Here is a 16816-nt window from a genome sequence, read left to right on the forward strand (position 1 = left end):
TAAGGTGCCCGGAGACACGCTGCATGCCGGTTCATAGTTCAATTATACCGATTCCGACCCGCAAAAACCACCCTTGCGTAAAAGGCTTTCGAAACCTTTCTACGCGGCCCCGCTTCTTTTTTGCGGCAAAAAAAGGGCGGCGCATCGCTGCGCCGCCCTTCCGTAACCGTTCAAATTAACCTTCGTAGTTATCGCGTTTCGTGGTCGGGCGATCTCCCTGGTACGAGGACTTGCCGCCGCGTCCCTGGTAGCCGCCTTCTTTCGAACCTTTGTAACCGCCGCTGCCGCTGCGATTTCCGCCGCCCTGGTAGCCGCCGCTGCGTCCGCTGCTGCTTCCGCCTTTATAGCCGCCTTTGTAACCGCCGCCGCTGCCTTTGTAGCCGCCGCCGGTGCGAGCGCCGCCGTAGCTGCCCGAAGGCTTGCGACGCTTCACGCGAACCGGATCTTCCGGAGTCAGCTCGATCTTGGCGTCTTTCTTCTCGCCGGTCATCAGCTTCATCGCGGCCGACAGCAGGTTCACGGAATCGTACTGCTCGAGCAGTTGGATGGCGATGCCTTTGTATTCGTTCAGTTCGCCGTCCTGCACCACTTCCAAAATGCGCTCCGCCAGAATGCGCTGCTTGCCTTCGATCGCTTCGCTCATCGTAGGCAGAGGCTTGCGGGCGATCTTGTGGCGCGTTACGCGCTCGATGAAGTTCAGGTGATCCAGCTCGCGCGGCGTTACGAACGACCACGCTTTGCCTTCTTTGCCGGCACGGCCCGTACGGCCGATCCGGTGAACGTAGCTTTCCGGATCCTGCGGAAGGTCGAAGTTGATAACGTGCGTCACGCCCGATACGTCGAGTCCGCGTGCCGCCACGTCCGTCGCCACCAGCACGTCGATGCTGCCGTCGCGGAATTTGCGCATAACGGCATCGCGTTGGTTCTGCGACAGGTCGCCGTGCAGGCCGTCAGCCGAGTAGCCGCGTTTTTGCAGGGCTTCCGCCAGTTCGTCGACCCGACGCTTCGTGCGTCCGAACAGAATGGCCAGCTCCGGCGATTCCATGTCGAGCAGGCGCGTCAGCGCTTCGAACTTTTGACGCTCCGGCACTTCGATGTAAGCCTGGTCGATCAGCGGAGCGCTGATTTGTTTCGGAATGACCGATACGTGCTGCGGGTTTTTCAGGAACTGCTCGGCCAGACGCTTGATGTTGGCCGGCATCGTCGCCGAGAACAGCAGCGTTTGACGCTCTTCCGGAACGAGCTTCAGGATGGATTGGATATCTTCCATGAAGCCCATGTCCAGCATTTCGTCCGCTTCGTCCAGCACGACCGTCTGAACGTCGTCGAGCTTGATCGTTTTGCGGTTGATGTGATCGAGCAGACGTCCCGGCGTACCGATGATGATCTGCGGCTTTCTCTTCAGCGCGCGGATCTGGCGAACGATATCCTGACCGCCGTAGATGGCGAGGGAACGCAGCCCTTTGAAGCGTGCCAGCTTCTCGATCTCGTCGGCAACCTGAATCGCCAGTTCGCGGGTAGGCGCCATGACGAGCGCCGAAATTTTTTCTTCTTCGCGGGCGATCTTGCTGATCATCGGGATGCCGAACGCGGCCGTTTTACCGGTACCCGTCTGCGCCTGGCCGATCATGTCGCTTCCGGTCAAGGCGATCGGAATCGCCTGCGACTGGATCGGTGTCGCTTCTTCGAATCCCATTTCCGTGATTGCCTGCAATACCTTTGGTTCCAAATCGAAGTCTACAAAATTTGCCAATAGATTCATGCTCCTTTTATTGTAAGCGGATCGCCACTTTAACTGTGGACAAGCCGCTTTCGGATTCTGTATTCTTAAGTAGCCGCAACCGATCGATAACCGAAGGGTTCCTCATATGCTGATGACGCCAAGTTCTCCGCACCACTTGGACAAGGGAGGAGCTTCTTCAAAGCCGAAGCCGAAAAGCCGAAGCTTTATTATATACCGTTTATCCTTTTACTCGTGATTCTTCCGTTCAGCCGCTGACGGTTACGGAAACGAGAAAGATCTACTCAAGAACATCTAAATCATTATACCATAAGCGGCTATCAAAAAGCCAGTAAACCTTCAAGGGTTTGTCACATTTTTTCACGGTTTTCATTTTTTACTTTGAATTTTCATTTTGTTTTTCAGGAGTGGTCATTTTGTTCATTAGGTTCGGTCACATTATTACAACGGTCGTCGGCGCCCTGCTGATCGCGGCCGGCTTCAACCTGTTTTTAATTCCGCATCAGCTTTTGAGCGGCGGCGTATCCGGGCTTTCCATGCTGACGGGCTACTTCACTCCGATCTCGATCGGCGTACTGTACTTCGTCTATAACGTTCCGATGCTGATCGCGGGCTGGTTCCTGCTGGGACGCCGCTTCATTCTGCTCAGCATCGTTTCCGTCGCGGCCGTCACCATTATGATCGCCCTCGTGCCGGAAAAAATGGTGGCGAGCGACCCAATTCTGTCTTCCGTATTCGGCGGCATCCTGGTCGGCGTCGGATCGGGGATTTCGTTCCGGGTCGGCGGATCGAGCGGCGGCTTCGACATTCTCGGCTCCATCGTGACGCGCTACCGGGACTTCCCCGTCGGAACCATATTGGTCGCGCTGAACGCGCTCGTCATTCTCGCGATGGGCTATCTGCAGAGCGACTGGAATCTTGCTCTTCTGTCGATGGTCTCCATCTATATTACCGGCAAAGTGGTCGACATGATTCACGTCAGCCATATCAAAGTGACGCTGTTCATCGTGACGGACGATACGGACAAAATGCTGGAGCGGCTGCTGCAGATCGAACGGGGCGTTACCCGCATCCCCGCCGAAGGCGCCTTTTCCCATACGAAAAAGGATCTCTTGATGACCGTGACGACCATGTACGAGCTGGCCGAAGTGAGGCGCATCATCAAGGAAGCCGATCCCCGGGCGTTCGTAAACATTGTAGAAACGGCCGGCGTCATGGGCTCTTTCCGCAAGCGCTAGGTTCCGGTCGACCGGTTTTTCCGAAAATCCCATTCGCCGGACAGCCTCCGGCGCCGAGGACAAAGCGCGTTCCGGTCGCGTGTTGAACCCGGGAAATCCGAACGGGCCTAATGTGCGGATTTCCCGAATTCAAAGGCGAACGCGATCGCTTCCCACCGCCCTTTCCGGGCTTTTTTTATGGGAAAAAGGTAAAATCGAATTCCGTATAAGGGTATGTTATAATGAACGCGTACCGCTTCCGGGGCTTCCCGGAGTCCCGGGTTGGCAAGCTTCACGCTTCAGCTTCATAGGCAGCGCATGGTTAGCTTTTCTCAGGTATTCGAGTCAGACAATGACGCACGATTCCGGAAAAGAAAGGGTGACGACTATGGAAATGGAAGCCGTAAAACTTGAACAAATCGTGATGAAATGGTACCCCGACATGCTTACGTTCTTGAAGCAGCAGGAGCTTGATTCCGTGATCGTCCTGCGCGACGGCCTGGGCATTCTCGAAGCCGAAGACGCACTCGACATTATCCATCACAGCATCCTGGAACATCAGTCGCCGGAAGTTTTGCAGTAAGCTGCGCTTCACGCACGGTCTTTTTCCAAAAGATTTCTCTATAAGGCCGCTCTTTTCCTTCGGGAGGGAGCGGCCCTACATATGCGTTCGAAGCTGCACCCGGGGTTTTTTCGCAAATTTACGGATTCGCCCGCCCGCTTGGCGGTTAAAGGTTGAAGGTGTGTCTTCAAGTGGGTGTGACATGCCGGATGCCGGAATAATCAGGCATTCGTGACAAATTTGTTGTTTTAAACGGTCAAAAAAACGCTATACTGGTAACGGTCCTTCCGGCCGGCGGCTCGGCTTGTTCCGACGGGAACGCCGCAAGCAGTCCGGAAACCGGCCGCGAATCACGCACAGACAAGGGAGAGAATGAAATGGACATCTTATGGAGCCTGCTGGCTCTGACGGTAGGCGCTTCCAACCCGGACAGCGTACAGCCGGCGCAGGCACAAGCCAACCCGATCACCGTGGCGGTCGAATCCGCCTGGAACCTGAGCGCGCTGACGGCCCAGAAAGACAGCGTGGTCATCGACGCGGACAACCCGCCGATCAAAATCGATCCGCAGCCGGACGCGCCTAAAGTAAAAGGCATTTACGTGACGGCTTACAGCGCGGGCGGTTCCCGGATGAACGAACTGCTCGATCTGCTCGATAATACCGGCCTCAACGCCATGGTTATCGACATTAAGGACGACCTGGGGTACATAACGTACAAGACCGACAATCAGGAACTGCTGAAAATGGGCACCGCCCAAAAATTCATTCCCGATATCGATGCCCTGATGGCCAAACTCAAAAAACATAACGTCTATCCGATCGCCCGGATCGTCGTGTTCAAAGATACCGTACTGGCGGAAAACCATCCGGAACTGTCGTTCACGAACAAGGGCGGCGCCGTCTGGAAAAACGGCGGCGGCGACGCTTTCGTGAATCCGTACAGCAAGGAAGTCTGGGATTACAACGTCGCGATCGCCAAGGAAGCGGCGGCGAAAGGCTTCAAGGAAATCCAGTTCGACTACGTCCGCTTTGCGGAAGGCTTCGAGAAACGCGCCGACGAGCTGATTTACGAAAAAACCGACAAAACGCGCACCGAAGCGGTGTCCGAATTCGTGCAGTACGCCCGCAAGGAGCTGGCTCCGCTCGGCGTCCGCGTATCGGTCGACATTTTCGGCTATGCGGCATCCGTCCCGGCGGCCGAAGGCATCGGACAGGACTTCACCAAGATCTCGGAAAACGTCGACGTCATCGCGCCGATGGTCTATCCGAGCCACTATTCGACGGGCTGGTTCGGCGCGACGAATCCGGATATCGAGCCTTACAAGACGATCAAAGGCTCCATGGTCGACACGTTCAAAAAGCTGGACGAAATCAAAGAGGAATCCCAGCGTCCGATCGTGCGTCCGTGGATTCAGGACTTCACGGCCAGCTGGCTGGGAAGCGGCCATTATACGAAGTACGGAAAAGCCGAAGTGGACGCCCAGATCAAAGCGATGGCCGACATGAACGTGGACGAATATCTGCTCTGGAACGCTTCCAACCGTTATACCAAGGACGGCAATTACGGCCCGAAAGACTGAGCCCCAAGCAGTCCGCTTCAATGAATTCATTCAAGCGATTACGCTCGCGGCACACGCACCGCGCAAACCCGGCCTTACACGGCCGGGTTTTTCCCTGCGTCCGCATGCGGCGTCGCTCTGCCGAAAGGATCTGTCAAACCGATGCGCCCCACATCCACGCTTCGCCAAAAATTCGCTCAATTCGTCGTCGTGTTCCTGCCGATTTTTATTACGCAGCTCGCCTTGTCCGCGATGGCATTTTTCGATACGAGCATGACCGGACACGTCAGTCCCGCCGCACAGGCGGGCGTCTCGATCGGCGTCAGTCTCTGGATGCCGATCCAGACCGGACTTAACGGCGTCCTGAACGGCATCATGCCGATCGTCTCCCAACTTGTCGGCGGCGGGCGGGAGCGCGACGTGCGCTTCAACGTCTTCCAGGCGCTGCTGCTGTCGCTGCTGTTTTCGGCGGCCGTGCTGCTGCTCGGCGCCCTGCTGCTGCGTCCGGCGATCGAATTCATGAACGCGGACGCCGAAGTTGCGGATACCGCCTACAAATTCCTGATCTGCCTCGCCTTCGGCGTCGTGCCGCTGTTCGCCTATACGGTGCTTCGCGGCTGTATCGACGCGCTGGGACAAACCCGGGTCTCGATGGCGATTACGCTCTGCTCGCTGCCGGTGCAGCTGCTGCTCAACTATCTGCTCATTTTCGGCAAATTCGGTTTTCCGAAGCTGGGCGGAGTCGGAGCGGGCATCGCCAGCGCCGTGACGTATTGGGTCATCTTCCTGATCGCCCTGGCCGTCATGCACCGCGCGGAGCCGTTCGCAAGCTTCGGCTTTTTCCGCAAACGGTATGCCGTCTCCTGGCCCAAGCAGCGGGAGCTGCTGAAGCTCGGCATCCCGATCGGTTTCGCCACCTTTTTCGAGACGTCCATCTTCGCCGCCGTGACGCTGCTGATGAACCGCTTCGGCACCAATGCCGTGGCCGCGCATTCCGCCGCGATCAATTTCGCCTCGACGCTGTACATGATCCCGCTCGCGATCTGTATGGCGCTGACGATTCTGGTCGGCTACGAAGCGGGAGGCGGCCGGCATAAGGATGCGCGTCAATACGCTTCCATCGGAATCGGTTCGGCCGTATTCATGGCGCTGCTCACGGCCGTCGTCCTGCTGCTGTTCGGCGACAAGGTGGCTCTGATCTATTCCACGGATCCGACCGTAACGGCGCTGATTGTCCAATTCCTCGGCTACGCGATTTTCTTCCAGCTGTCGGATGCGCTCGCCACGCCGATCCAAGGCGCGCTGCGCGGCTACAAAGACGTCACGCCGGCCTTCTTCATCACCCTGATCGCCTACTGGGGCATCGGTCTTCCGCTCGGCTTCGCGCTGGCCGTCTACACGCCGCTTGGTCCGTTCGGCTATTGGCTGGGCCTGATCGCGGGCTTGGCCGTCGGCGCGGTCCTGCTTCTGCTGCGGTTGTTCAAGGTGCAGCGCATCAACGGGCGCGGCCCGCATCCCGCGGACCCGGCAGCGCCCTAATTCTCTATTTCATAAAAAGAAGACCGTTCCCGAGGCCTCTCCTGCCCCCAGAACGGTCTTCTTTTTTCTTGCATTAAAATTCAAACAAATCCAGCTGCTGCGGAGCATCCTCGCCGGGCAGCTTGGGCACGTCCTGACCCAACAGCGCCATAAGCTCGCGGGCATTGTCGGCGGCATCGCCGCCGGAGTTGTTGTTGAAGATAACGGCGACTTCCCGGGACTGCCGCTCCAGCCGCCGAAGCCGCTCCGCCCACTCTTCCAGCTCCTGAGTATCGTAACGATACAGGTATCGCACTTCCCGCCAGTTCGGCTGATTGGCCGACTGCCAGCCGGACGCGTTGCGCCCGTGCATGCGCACGATCGTCAGTTCGTCGTCCGTCGCTTCTTCGACGATCGGCACGGAGCCGATCCCGGCCTGCGGTTCGTCGCAGACGCTGTGAATCCACCGCTCCTCGCGCATGAATTTCAGCGTGCGCTCCCGCATGACCGGCTGGAACCAGCTCTGATTCCGGAATTCCAGGGCGCACGGCACCCCTTCCATCCGGCCGCGGATCTCCCGCAGCTTCCCGACGTTCTCCCTCGTGCAGTCGAACCAGGGCGGAAACTGGAACAGCACCGCTTTCAGCTTGTCCGCGCGCTGCATGGTCCCGATCGACAGACGGAACGCTTCGTACATCTCGTCTTCGCCGTCAAACGGAATTTTGCCGCGCGAATGTCCCGTCATGCCCTGGAACGCTTTGACCACAAACCGAAAATCGCCCGGCGTCTCCGCCGTCCATTTCTCCATGTTGCGCTGGGACTGCACGGCGTAAAACATGCTGTCCACTTCGACGGTCCCGAACAATTTGCCGTAGGCGACAAGCTTCTGCTTCGCCGCTTCTTTCGTCGTATAGATCGAGTCGTGATCGCCCCAGCCCGTCAATCCGATCGTGATCATCTCCCGCCCCTCCTCTCCGTCAGTCTGGTCTTCCTTCCTTTTACCCGGCCCGCAAAACGAAATAAACCTCCCCGGACGAAGCGGCTCAAATGCTGCCGCCCTGCCGGGGAGGTCGTCGTCCGCCGCTCCGCTCGGCGGAGCGGATTCGGCGGAACGCATATCCGAGGTCCAAAAAGATTACTGCGACAGACGCAGCGCCAGCTCGTACATCTCGTGGTCGAACGAAGTCTTCGTGTTGACGACCTTGTCGATATCCGTCAGCGTCAGCTCGCCCTTGATAATGCCGCAGGCTTTGTCGCTCTCGCCGCGAATGAGCGAGCGTACGGCGAAGTCGCCGAGACGGCTGGCCAGGTTGCGGTCGAACGGAGTCGGCGTGCCGCCGCGCTGAATATGGCCCAGCACGGTTACGCGGGCGTCGATTTGGCTGGAACGCTTCGACAGTTCGGACGCGATGTCGTCCCCTTTGCCCGCTCCTTCGGCCACGACGATGATACTGTGGCGTTTGCCCATCGCGAAGTTGTGCGTCATGCGCTGTGCCACTTCGTCCAGATCGTACGGCACTTCCGGCACGAGAATCGTCTCCGCGCCCGAAGCGAGACCCGCGTGCAGCGCGATATCGCCGCAGTGACGGCCCATGACTTCCACGACGGAAGCGCGTTCGTGCGAAGACATCGTGTCGCGCAGCTTGTTGATCGCATCCACGACGACGCCTACGGCCGTATCGAACCCGATCGTGTAGTCGGTGAAGGAGATATCGTTATCGATGGTGCCCGGCAGGCCCATCGTATTGATGCCCAGCTTGCTCAGCTTGTTCGCGCCCTGGTAAGAGCCGTCGCCGCCGATGACCACCAGTCCGTCGATGCCGTAGTTGCGCAGAATTTCCGCGCCTTTGCGCTGGCCTTCTTCCGTATAGAACTCTTTGGAACGGGCCGACTGCAGAACGGTGCCGCCGCGCTGAATGATGTCGCCGACGCTGCGAAGGTCCATCGAGAAAATATCGTTATTGAGCAGGCCCTGGTAGCCGCGTTGAATGCCGAAAATCTCGATTCCGTGGTACAGTGCGCTGCGCACGACGGCGCGGAGCGCCGCGTTCATCCCCTGGGAGTCCCCTCCGCTGGTCAATACTGCGATCTTTTTTACTGCTGACATGTTGCTTCCTCCTTGTTAATGCTGCTTATGTTTGCGGATCCATATACTGTTGACGAAAAAGAACAGGCGCGTCAGCGGACTCCTCTTCATCAACCGTTTAGACACGGTTCGCACGTCCTTCTGCTGGCTGACCTTCGGATCGGACAAGTACAGCGCGAGCAGTCCTTCGATAATCATCCGGTGGAAAGCGGCATGCGGAAGCCCCGCCACGTCGCGGCGCGCGCCGTTCACGATCTCTTCGACGCGTCCGAGCATGGCTTCCCCGCTCTCGTAATAGTTGCAAAAATTCAGGTCTCCTCCGATACGGTCCTCTTCCTGGTCGATCAGGTAATCGAGCATGATATGGAGGCCGCAGACGTACGGGAAATAGGCTTCGTAGACGGATCTCGCCGCCTGCGCGTCGAAATCGTCCCGGCTGGCGCCGGCAAACAACATGAACATGCCGAGCGTCGATCCCGTGGCGGCGGCAAACTCGTTCCAATACAGGTCCGGCGCAAGATCGGCGTGCTCCGCTCTCCAGGCCGTGAGCGACGGCTCGCGAAGCTCGGGAGCGATATGCTTATAGACCTGCAGATCGCCGTAGAGGCCGACGAGGCGGCGTACATAAGGCTGTGCATGGACATAACCGGGAAGCTGCCGGATATTCTCCTGACAGGCGGCCACCAGAGCGTTCAGGTAACCTCCGTCTTCCTGTTCGTCACGGAAGCGATAATAGTTTTCCGGCTGCGCGGACGGATCGACCGCGTCCAGCATGGACTTATGTAAGAGGCGAAAATCTTCCGGGTCGAGCGATGTGCTCCGGTCGCACAGATTGTCGAGATAGTCGCTGATGGTCTGAAGGGCGACGATCAGCGGAATAAGTACGTCTTTTTTGTCCAAATTGATTGCGGCGTATACCGATCCTCCCTGACAATGGAACTCTTTGTCGGCGATGCTCGCCAGCGCTTGGGTCCGCAGTTCGGGGTCGGGAATGGTCTCGGCACGGCTGCGCCATCTCCCGAGGGCTTCCCGAACGTCCGGCAGGACGATCTTGTACACCCACCGCATCAGGCTGACGGGATCTTCGGGGACGGGTTGAGCGGTTCTGAGTCGGTTCAAAGCGTACCTCCAAGTACCAGTCATAAGTTTATGGCGCGTTTCGAAGCTTCGGCGGACCGATCGCTGATTTGCGCGCGGGCAGTACCCAAATTCATTTCCATTATAATATGAGGTCCTGGTTTGTACAAATAACCTTCGTCATATTCATTTCTTTTTTCAGCCTTTTTTCTGCAAAAATCGCGTCGTCTTCAAATTCTTCTGCCGTTTTGCCGCATTCGCGTCGGAAGAAACGTTCAAAGAGAAGAAAGATTCCTTTCGCCGTCTGCAACCGTTTCCAAAAATGGTATACTGAAGATTACTTCAAGGGTTTGCGAAAGGAGTTTCTCATGTCCGACGTTCCGCTTTCCTGGAAGCGGCTGCTCGCCTTCTTCGTTCCGCTGGGCCTGTCCGCTTCGCTCGTCACGCTGTCCCATGTCATCATCAACCGCACGCTGGCCTCCTCGGCTTCGCCGGAAACGGTCATCGCGAGCTATGCGCTGGCCAGCAGCCTGCTGGCGATTACGGAGCGTCCGTCCACGCTCTTGCGGCAGACCTGCTCCGCGCTCGTGCGGGACAAGCTTTCTTTCAAGGCGCTGACGTTCGTCACTTACGTCTTTCTCGCGTGCGTCATGCTGATCGGCGGCCTGATCGTGTACACCCCGATCGGCCGCGGCATTTTCGGCTTCGTGTTCGGCGTGGACCGTCAGCTGCTGCCGAGCGTGCTCGCCGTTTACGGCGTCCTGATGTTCGTCAGCGTCTTTTCCGTCATCCGCAATATTTATCAAGGGATCATCATTACCCATAACCGGACCAAATGGCTGACGATCGGCATGGTCATCCGGCTGGCGGGGATGTACGGCCTGTCGCTGTACTTCGTCCATGTATACGGCGTCCATAGCGGCATCGTCGGCGCGGTCATCTTCCTGGCCGGCATGATGATCGAGGCTGCCGTCAGCTTCTTCGAGGGCCGCAATATCGCCCGCCGCATGCCGTCCAAAAAAGAAGGGCATCCGGTCGAGACGCGCGGCGACGTGTTCCGCTTCTACAAGCCGCTGCTGTATTCGGCGCTCGTCGCCATGTTCATCGGCCCCGCTCTCAACATCATGCTCGGCAAGACGGACGGAGTGGCGCTGGCCATTTCGGCGTTCGCCGTCGCGGCCAGCCTGATGCAGCTCATGCTGAGCTTTTTCATGTACATCCATCAGATCGTGCTCAATTACTACCGGATCGATCCGCTGCTGGTGCGCCGGTTCGCGCTGGCGATCGGATTCATTCCCGCCGCCCTCGTCGCCGCCATCGCCTATACGCCGCTCGGCTACTGGGTATTCGGCCAATTGATGAACGTCGAGGGCGAACTGCTGCAAGAAAGCCTGTATACGCTGCGCGCATTTATCCTCTACCCGCTAGTGATGCCGTGGCTCGATTACGGCAACGGCCTGATCCTGCTGGGCGGACAGACGAAGGTCATGTTCCGCTCCCAGATCGCCAACGCGGGCTGCACGATCGCCGTGCTGTTTCTGCTCGTCGCGCTCGTCCCCCATTGGAACGGCATGGTCGGCGCGCTCGCGCAGTCGCTGGGTCTGCTCGCCGAAGCGGTCATCATCTTCCTCGTCGTGCGCCGCATGGGCCGCGAGCCGAAGCTGGACCGATCCTCCTCTTGATGCCCCCTGTCCCGATACCGCCGCTTTGTCGTCCGGCCGCCCTGCGGTTCGGTCTCCGAGGCGGCGGTTTTCTCCGGAATGCGGCAAAAAAAGCATGCAAAAAGGCACAGTTCCGGGTAGGAGCTGTGCCTGGGGTTTGCTATGTCATCAAATAAGGTAAGAAGTAAATTCTTACAGTTTGATTACGTTAGCTGCTTGCGGTCCGCGGTTTCCGTCAGTGATTTCGAATTCAACTTCTTGACCTTCGTCAAGAGTCTTGAAACCTTCACCTTGGATAGCCGAGAAGTGAACGAATACGTCTTCTCCGCCTTCTACTTGAAGAAAACCGTAACCTTTTTCTGCGTTAAACCATTTAACTGTACCTTTCAAGTGAACAACCTCCTAAAAATATCACCATCTATGGTGAATATCGTTATTATACTGCAACAAAAAACCTTTGGCAAATGAAAACTTCAAACGTCCGCCGGCATTGCTTTTGCAAGCGCGCGTGGGTTATGATTTTAGCAAGAAACGATGTGAAACGAGGAATGGTTGACATGATGAAAAAGCACCAGATCTACAAAAGGGATAATTGGAACATGATGACGGTCGAAGTTCAGGGACGCCAGCTCGTGCTGCGCGAAATTTCCGATCAATGGGGCGAGGAAACGCATCATTTCATCAGCCGTCCGGAAATGATGGAATGGGCGAAGAACCGCTTCGCCAAAGAGAAATTCGACGGCACCGACGAAGAGTGGCAGAGCATCATGGATGCGCTCAAGAGCGTATAAGCGCCCATGGACAACACCACCAACATTGCCGCCCTGATCGTTCTGACGCTGCTGCTCGGCGGCGTCATCGTTTTTTACAAGGACAGCATTCCGCAGAAACTGAAGCGCGGTCTCGCGACCGCCGCCGCCGTCATGCTGCTGCTCGCCTTTATCCTGACGGTGTATACGCTTTTCACCATGGGCTCCTGAGCCGGACCTTCTTCGGCGATCATCGGAACCGGCTTAGCCGAACAACTTTGAGGAGGTCCTGAGAATGAGTACAACGCCCAATACCCTGCCCAAACGAAGCGAAGTGGCTTCGGAGCATCAATGGAAGCTGAGCGACCTGTTCGCGGATCAAGCTTCCTGGGACGCCGTCTACGACGAAGTCAAGGGACAGCTGAAAAAGTTCGAAGAATTCCGCGGCAAACTGAGCGACGAGCAGACGATCGGCGCCTGCTTCAAGTTCGAGGACGAAGTATCGCTCAAGCTCGAACAGCTGTATGTCTACACCCACCTGTATCACGACCAGGATACCGCTAACCCGACCTATCAGGCGCTGACGCAAAAAGGCCGCAAGCTTCTGGTCGACGCCGGCGAAGCGATGTCCTTCATCACGCCGGAGATTCTGTCGCTCGACGATGCCGAGCTCGACAAGCTGATCGAAGCCGAGTCGCTCAAAGACTACCGGTTTACTCTCCAGGAGATGAAACGGGAAAAAGCGCATGTGCTGTCCCAGGCCGAAGAAGCGCTGCTCGCGCAGGTCGGCAATCTGTCGCAGGCGCCTCAGAACATTTTCGGCATGCTCAATAACGCCGATCTTAAGTTCCCGAACATCGAGGACGAGAACGGCAACGAAGTGGAATTGACGCACGGCAGCTATATCCAGTTCCTCGAAAACCCGAACGTCGACGTGCGCCGCCGGGCGTTCCAGGCCGTTTACGCTACATACGCCAAGCTCAAAAACACGATCGGCGCGTCGCTGACGGCCAACGTGAACAAAAACATTTTCTACGCCCGCGCCCGCAAATATCCGTCGGTGCTGGAAATGAAGCTGTACGGCGACAATATCCCGGTATCGGTGTACGACAATCTCCTGGACGCCATCCACGAAAGCCTGCCGGTTCTGCACCGCTACATGCGGCTGCGCAAAAAGCTGATGGGCGTGGACGAGCTGCACATGTACGACCTGTTCGCCCCTCTCGTGGAAGAGTTCAAGATGGATATCACCTACGACGAGGCGAAGAAGATCGTGGCCGAAGGGCTGCAGCCGCTCGGCGAAGATTATTTGAAGGTACTGGACGACAGCTTCAAGGACGGCTGGATCGACGTGTACGAGAACGAAGGGAAACGGACGGGCGCTTATTCTTCCGGCGCTTACGGCGTGCACCCTTACGTGCTGCTCAACCATAAGGACAACCTGAACAGCATGTTCACGCTGGCGCACGAGATGGGCCATGCGCTGCACTCGTACTATTCGGACAACAACCAGAAATACCGCGACGCGCAGTACACGATCTTCCTGGCCGAAGTGGCCTCGACGACGAACGAAGCGCTGCTGATGGATTACCTGCTCAAAAAAGCGACCGATCCGAAAGAAAAAATGTACCTGCTGACCTACTACGCCGATCAGTTCCGGACGACCGTGTTCCGCCAGACGATGTTCGCCGAGTTCGAGAAGATCGTTCACGCGCGCACGGAAGCCGGAGAATCGCTCACGCCGCAGGATCTGTCGAGCATCTATTACGACCTGAACGTGCAGTACCACGGGCCGGATATGGTCGTCGATCAGGATATCGAGATGGAATGGGCGCGCATCCCGCACTTCTACAACAGCTTCTACGTGTACAAGTACGCGACCGGCTTCTCCGCCGCGACGAGCTTCTCCAAGCAGATTCTCGAAGAAGGCGCGCCGGCCGTCGAACGCTACCTGAGCTTCCTGAAAAGCGGCGGCAGCGACTATTCGATCAATATCCTGAAAAAAGCCGGCGTGGACATGTCGTCCCCGGAACCGGTACGCGAAGCGATGAGCGTGTTCGAAGCGCTGATCGAGCAGATGGAACAGCTTACGAAGTAAACGCCCTCGGAAAGCGCTGCGTCAAAGCCCGATCGATCGGCTAATGATGCACGTAGAGCTTTTCAGGGAAAGGAGTATTCGCATATGAAAGTTCAATGGTCTTTGATCCTGATGCTGGTCTTCGCGCTTGTGATTGCCATCTTCGCGGTCATCAACGTCAATCCGGTCGAGGTAAACTTCCTGTTCGGCTATGCCGACGTCCCGCTGGTGCTGCTTATTCTGGGCAGCGCGCTGGTCGGCGGCCTGATCGTCGGCATGTTCGGCATCTACCGCTTGTTCCGGACGCAGCGCGAGCTGAAGCGTCTGCGCCAGGAAAACGAGCAGCTGCGTACCCAGTCCGCGGCATCGTCGGTCGCTTCGACGGTCGCGCCGCCGGCTTACGACGAGCCGACCGTGTCCGCCGATGCGGCGCCGCTCGAGCCGATCTCGGACGACCTGGACCGTACGCGGGATTCGCGCGGATTCCGCTCGGACAAATAACACGGAACCCGATCGAAAAAGCGTTCGACAGGAAACCGCTGCCCTGCTTTTTAAGGGAGCGGTTTTCTTCTTGAACGCCGATTATTCAATTATTGGAGGAATGCCGCATGACCGTACATATCGATGAGAACTATGTCGTTTCCCTGCTCAAAAAACTGCTCGACACGCCGAGCCCGACCGGCTATACGCACCATATTATCGACATGATCCGCGAAGAAGCGGAGTCGCTCGGCTTTCCGGTAACGTTCAACGAAAAAGGCGGAGCCATCATCCACGTCGAAGGCGAAGACGATTCGTACACGGTCGGTCTCAGCGGCCACGTGGATACGCTCGGCGCCATGGTTCGTTCGATCACGCCGCACGGCACGCTGAAGATCACGTCGCTCGGCGGCTTCGCCATGTCCAGCATCGAGAACGAATACTGCATCATCCATACCCGCGGCGGCCGCACCTATACAGGTACCATTCTCACCCAGCATCCTTCCGTGCATGTATATGCGGACGCCCGCGATTTCAAGCGTTCGGAAGAACATATGGAAGTGCGCATCGACGAATTGGTCTCTTCCCGCGAAGACGTGGAAGCCCTCGGCATCCTGACCGGCGACTATATCTCGTTCGACGCGCGCGCCGTCGTGACGGAGAGCGGCTATATCAAATCCCGCCATCTCGACGACAAAGCGAGCGTCGCCGCCCTGTTCGGCCTGCTGGAATCGATCAAGCGCGAAGACTGGAAGCCGAAACGGAACGTCAAAATTCTGATCTCCAACTACGAGGAAGTCGGCCACGGCGCCTCGTACATCCCGTCCGACATCGCCGAACTGATCGCGGTCGACATGGGCTGCATGGGCGAAGACCTGAGCTGCAAAGAAACCGACGTCTCGATCTGCGCCAAAGACTCGTCCGGTCCGTACGACTATCACATGACCGGCAAACTGATCGAGCTGTGCCGGGCGCAGGGGATCGAATATGCCGTCGACATCTATCCGTTCTACGGCTCGGACGCTTCGGCCTCCCTGCGCGGCGGCAGCAATATCCGCGCCGCCCTGATCGGTCCGGGCGTACATGCGTCGCATTCCATGGAGCGGACGCACACCCGCGCCGTGATCGGCACGGCCCGCCTGCTGTGCGCCTATGTCCAAGGAGAATAACGAAACGGGCGATCCGAATCTTTCCGAACGGACCGCTCCGGATTCCCGGCGCCTCAGGCTGCGCCGGCGTCTGACTGCCGGCTCGATCGCGCTGCTGGTCGCGTTCTGTGCGCTGGCCGCCTGGCGCCTGCTCTCTCCTCCCCAGCCCCGCGAAGTATTCGACGGTCTGCCGAAGCATTATACGTATATGGAGCATATCCGGCCGAGCCACGCCGAACTGCATATGATGGCCGTCTCGCCGGACGACATCGTACTGCGGGCGGACCGCCTGCCGCTGCGGCAGGTCCCGGCTTACGGCATAAACGGCGGATTTTTCTACGAGGATTCGCTGCTGTCGATCGCCGTCCAGAACGATCGGCCGGTCGCCGGACAACGCGGCGATTACGGCTCCGGCTGGTTCAACGCCAAATACGCCCGCGGCACGCTGGTCTGGGACGGCGCGAAGCGAACCTTTTCGGTACAGGTCGTCTCTTCGGCGGACGAGCTGCGGGTGAGCGACAGAAGCCGCTACTTCGCCCAGGGCGGCGTGAGCCTGAGCCTGTCGGACGAAACGAAATGGAAGAAGCGGATTACCGACGAACATCTCCCCTTCGCCGACGAGCGCCGCATGCGCTCCGCGCTCGTGTACAACGACGCCGGACAGCTCTGGCTGATCGTCACCCCGACGATGAGCACGGCGGCCGAGTTCCGCGAGGCGCTGCTGGACGCCGTTCCGGGAACGGGACGCGAAGGCGTCTTCCTCGACGGCGACGGCTCGTCGCAGATGAACGCCGAAGAGATCGTGCTGCCGGGCGACGAGCGGATGGTCGTGCAGATGATCGCGGTGTCTCCATCCGAATGATCCTACTCCGCGGTCTCGATAAACGAAAAAGAGCCTTCACTCCGCATCCAGCGGATGTGAAGGCTCTTTTCGCTTCGCC

At 58.0% G+C, this 16816-nt stretch carries 16 protein-coding genes; 11 read left to right on the forward strand and 5 right to left on the reverse strand.

What is annotated here, in order from left to right; all coding sequences use genetic code 11:
• Nucleotides 1-175: 175 nt before the first annotated feature.
• On the reverse strand, nucleotides 176-1753 hold the full coding sequence (locus tag GYN08_RS10310; protein ID WP_166274125.1) for a DEAD/DEAH box helicase: 1578 nt from the start codon (nucleotides 1751-1753) through the stop codon (nucleotides 176-178).
• Nucleotides 1754-2157: 404 nt separating this feature from the next.
• Between GYN08_RS10310 and GYN08_RS10315 the strand changes: the two genes are divergently transcribed.
• The 4 genes from GYN08_RS10315 (at nucleotide 2158) to GYN08_RS10330 (ending at nucleotide 6618) form a co-directional block, all read left to right on the forward strand.
• Nucleotides 2158-2979 (forward strand): YitT family protein, encoded by an 822-nt coding sequence (locus GYN08_RS10315; RefSeq protein WP_166274126.1) that lies wholly within the window; start codon nucleotides 2158-2160, stop codon nucleotides 2977-2979.
• 367 nt (nucleotides 2980-3346) lie between these two features.
• Nucleotides 3347-3541 (forward strand): hypothetical protein, encoded by a 195-nt coding sequence (locus GYN08_RS10320; RefSeq protein WP_166274444.1) that lies wholly within the window; start codon nucleotides 3347-3349, stop codon nucleotides 3539-3541.
• A 356-nt stretch (nucleotides 3542-3897) separates the two neighbouring features.
• Nucleotides 3898-5100 (forward strand): putative glycoside hydrolase, encoded by a 1203-nt coding sequence (locus tag GYN08_RS10325; protein WP_166274127.1) that lies wholly within the window; start codon nucleotides 3898-3900, stop codon nucleotides 5098-5100.
• 141 nt (nucleotides 5101-5241) lie between these two features.
• Entirely contained in the window at nucleotides 5242-6618 is a 1377-nt protein-coding gene (locus tag GYN08_RS10330) for an MATE family efflux transporter (RefSeq protein WP_166274128.1), read from the forward strand.
• 73 nt (nucleotides 6619-6691) lie between these two features.
• Here the strand turns inward: GYN08_RS10330 and GYN08_RS10335 are convergent, their stop codons facing one another.
• The 3 genes from GYN08_RS10335 to GYN08_RS10345 all read right to left on the reverse strand — a co-directional run bounded on the left by GYN08_RS10335 (nucleotide 6692) and on the right by GYN08_RS10345 (nucleotide 9802).
• Nucleotides 6692-7555 carry a DUF72 domain-containing protein gene (locus tag GYN08_RS10335; RefSeq protein WP_166274129.1) on the reverse strand — a complete coding sequence of 288 codons (864 nt, stop codon included), beginning with the start codon at nucleotides 7553-7555 and terminating at the stop codon, nucleotides 6692-6694.
• 177 nt (nucleotides 7556-7732) lie between these two features.
• Nucleotides 7733-8704 carry a 6-phosphofructokinase gene (gene pfkA / locus GYN08_RS10340; protein WP_166274130.1) on the reverse strand — a complete coding sequence of 324 codons (972 nt, stop codon included), beginning with the start codon at nucleotides 8702-8704 and terminating at the stop codon, nucleotides 7733-7735.
• Between the two features lie 15 nt (nucleotides 8705-8719).
• Nucleotides 8720-9802 carry a tetraprenyl-beta-curcumene synthase family protein gene (locus GYN08_RS10345; RefSeq protein WP_408015058.1) on the reverse strand — a complete coding sequence of 361 codons (1083 nt, stop codon included), beginning with the start codon at nucleotides 9800-9802 and terminating at the stop codon, nucleotides 8720-8722.
• A 326-nt stretch (nucleotides 9803-10128) separates the two neighbouring features.
• Between GYN08_RS10345 and GYN08_RS10350 the strand changes: the two genes are divergently transcribed.
• The gene (locus GYN08_RS10350; RefSeq protein WP_166274132.1) at nucleotides 10129-11442 is read left to right on the forward strand and encodes a multi antimicrobial extrusion protein MatE; all 1314 of its coding nucleotides are present in this window, start codon (nucleotides 10129-10131) and stop codon (nucleotides 11440-11442) included.
• A gap of 171 nt (nucleotides 11443-11613) precedes the next feature.
• On the opposite strand, the gene GYN08_RS10355 is transcribed toward GYN08_RS10350, so the two are convergent.
• Nucleotides 11614-11811 carry a cold shock domain-containing protein gene (locus GYN08_RS10355; RefSeq protein ID WP_166274133.1) on the reverse strand — a complete coding sequence of 66 codons (198 nt, stop codon included), beginning with the start codon at nucleotides 11809-11811 and terminating at the stop codon, nucleotides 11614-11616.
• A gap of 167 nt (nucleotides 11812-11978) precedes the next feature.
• On the opposite strand from GYN08_RS10355, the gene GYN08_RS10360 reads away from it, so the two are divergent.
• The 6 genes from GYN08_RS10360 (at nucleotide 11979) to GYN08_RS10385 (ending at nucleotide 16737) form a co-directional block, all read left to right on the forward strand.
• Complete coding sequence (locus GYN08_RS10360) at nucleotides 11979-12212, forward strand: hypothetical protein (RefSeq protein WP_166274134.1); 234 nt, start codon at nucleotides 11979-11981, stop codon at nucleotides 12210-12212.
• A gap of 6 nt (nucleotides 12213-12218) precedes the next feature.
• On the forward strand, nucleotides 12219-12401 hold the full coding sequence (locus GYN08_RS10365; protein WP_166274135.1) for a hypothetical protein: 183 nt from the start codon (nucleotides 12219-12221) through the stop codon (nucleotides 12399-12401).
• Between the two features lie 64 nt (nucleotides 12402-12465).
• Nucleotides 12466-14268: an oligoendopeptidase F gene (pepF, locus tag GYN08_RS10370; RefSeq protein WP_166274136.1), complete on the forward strand. Its 1803-nt coding sequence runs from the start codon at nucleotides 12466-12468 to the stop codon at nucleotides 14266-14268.
• A gap of 84 nt (nucleotides 14269-14352) precedes the next feature.
• Entirely contained in the window at nucleotides 14353-14748 is a 396-nt protein-coding gene (locus GYN08_RS10375) for a LapA family protein (RefSeq protein WP_166274137.1), read from the forward strand.
• Nucleotides 14749-14855: 107 nt separating this feature from the next.
• The gene (locus GYN08_RS10380; protein WP_166274138.1) at nucleotides 14856-15896 is read left to right on the forward strand and encodes a M42 family metallopeptidase; all 1041 of its coding nucleotides are present in this window, start codon (nucleotides 14856-14858) and stop codon (nucleotides 15894-15896) included.
• Entirely contained in the window at nucleotides 15880-16737 is an 858-nt protein-coding gene (locus tag GYN08_RS10385; RefSeq protein ID WP_166274139.1) for a hypothetical protein, read from the forward strand. The genes GYN08_RS10380 and GYN08_RS10385 overlap by 17 nt, the downstream gene beginning before the upstream one ends.
• Nucleotides 16738-16816: the final 79 nt, after the last annotated feature.

Origin of the sequence: Saccharibacillus alkalitolerans (assembly GCF_011090185.1) — a bacterium.
Lineage (GTDB): Bacteria > Bacillota > Bacilli > Paenibacillales > Paenibacillaceae > Saccharibacillus > Saccharibacillus alkalitolerans.

Coding starts and splice junctions, on each gene's coding strand:
- GYN08_RS10375 (WP_166274137.1), top strand. CDS start 14,353: ATGAAAGTTCAATGGTCTTTGATCCTGATGCTGGTCTTCGCGCTTGTG.
- GYN08_RS10350 (WP_166274132.1), top strand. CDS start 10,129: ATGTCCGACGTTCCGCTTTCCTGGAAGCGGCTGCTCGCCTTCTTCGTT.
- GYN08_RS10360 (WP_166274134.1), top strand. CDS start 11,979: ATGATGAAAAAGCACCAGATCTACAAAAGGGATAATTGGAACATGATG.
- pfkA (WP_166274130.1), bottom strand. CDS start 8,704: ATGTCAGCAGTAAAAAAGATCGCAGTATTGACCAGCGGAGGGGACTCC.
- GYN08_RS10385 (WP_166274139.1), top strand. CDS start 15,880: ATGTCCAAGGAGAATAACGAAACGGGCGATCCGAATCTTTCCGAACGG.
- GYN08_RS10380 (WP_166274138.1), top strand. CDS start 14,856: ATGACCGTACATATCGATGAGAACTATGTCGTTTCCCTGCTCAAAAAA.
- GYN08_RS10320 (WP_166274444.1), top strand. CDS start 3,347: ATGGAAATGGAAGCCGTAAAACTTGAACAAATCGTGATGAAATGGTAC.
- pepF (WP_166274136.1), top strand. CDS start 12,466: ATGAGTACAACGCCCAATACCCTGCCCAAACGAAGCGAAGTGGCTTCG.
- GYN08_RS10325 (WP_166274127.1), top strand. CDS start 3,898: ATGGACATCTTATGGAGCCTGCTGGCTCTGACGGTAGGCGCTTCCAAC.
- GYN08_RS10365 (WP_166274135.1), top strand. CDS start 12,219: ATGGACAACACCACCAACATTGCCGCCCTGATCGTTCTGACGCTGCTG.
- GYN08_RS10335 (WP_166274129.1), bottom strand. CDS start 7,555: ATGATCACGATCGGATTGACGGGCTGGGGCGATCACGACTCGATCTAT.
- GYN08_RS10330 (WP_166274128.1), top strand. CDS start 5,242: ATGCGCCCCACATCCACGCTTCGCCAAAAATTCGCTCAATTCGTCGTC.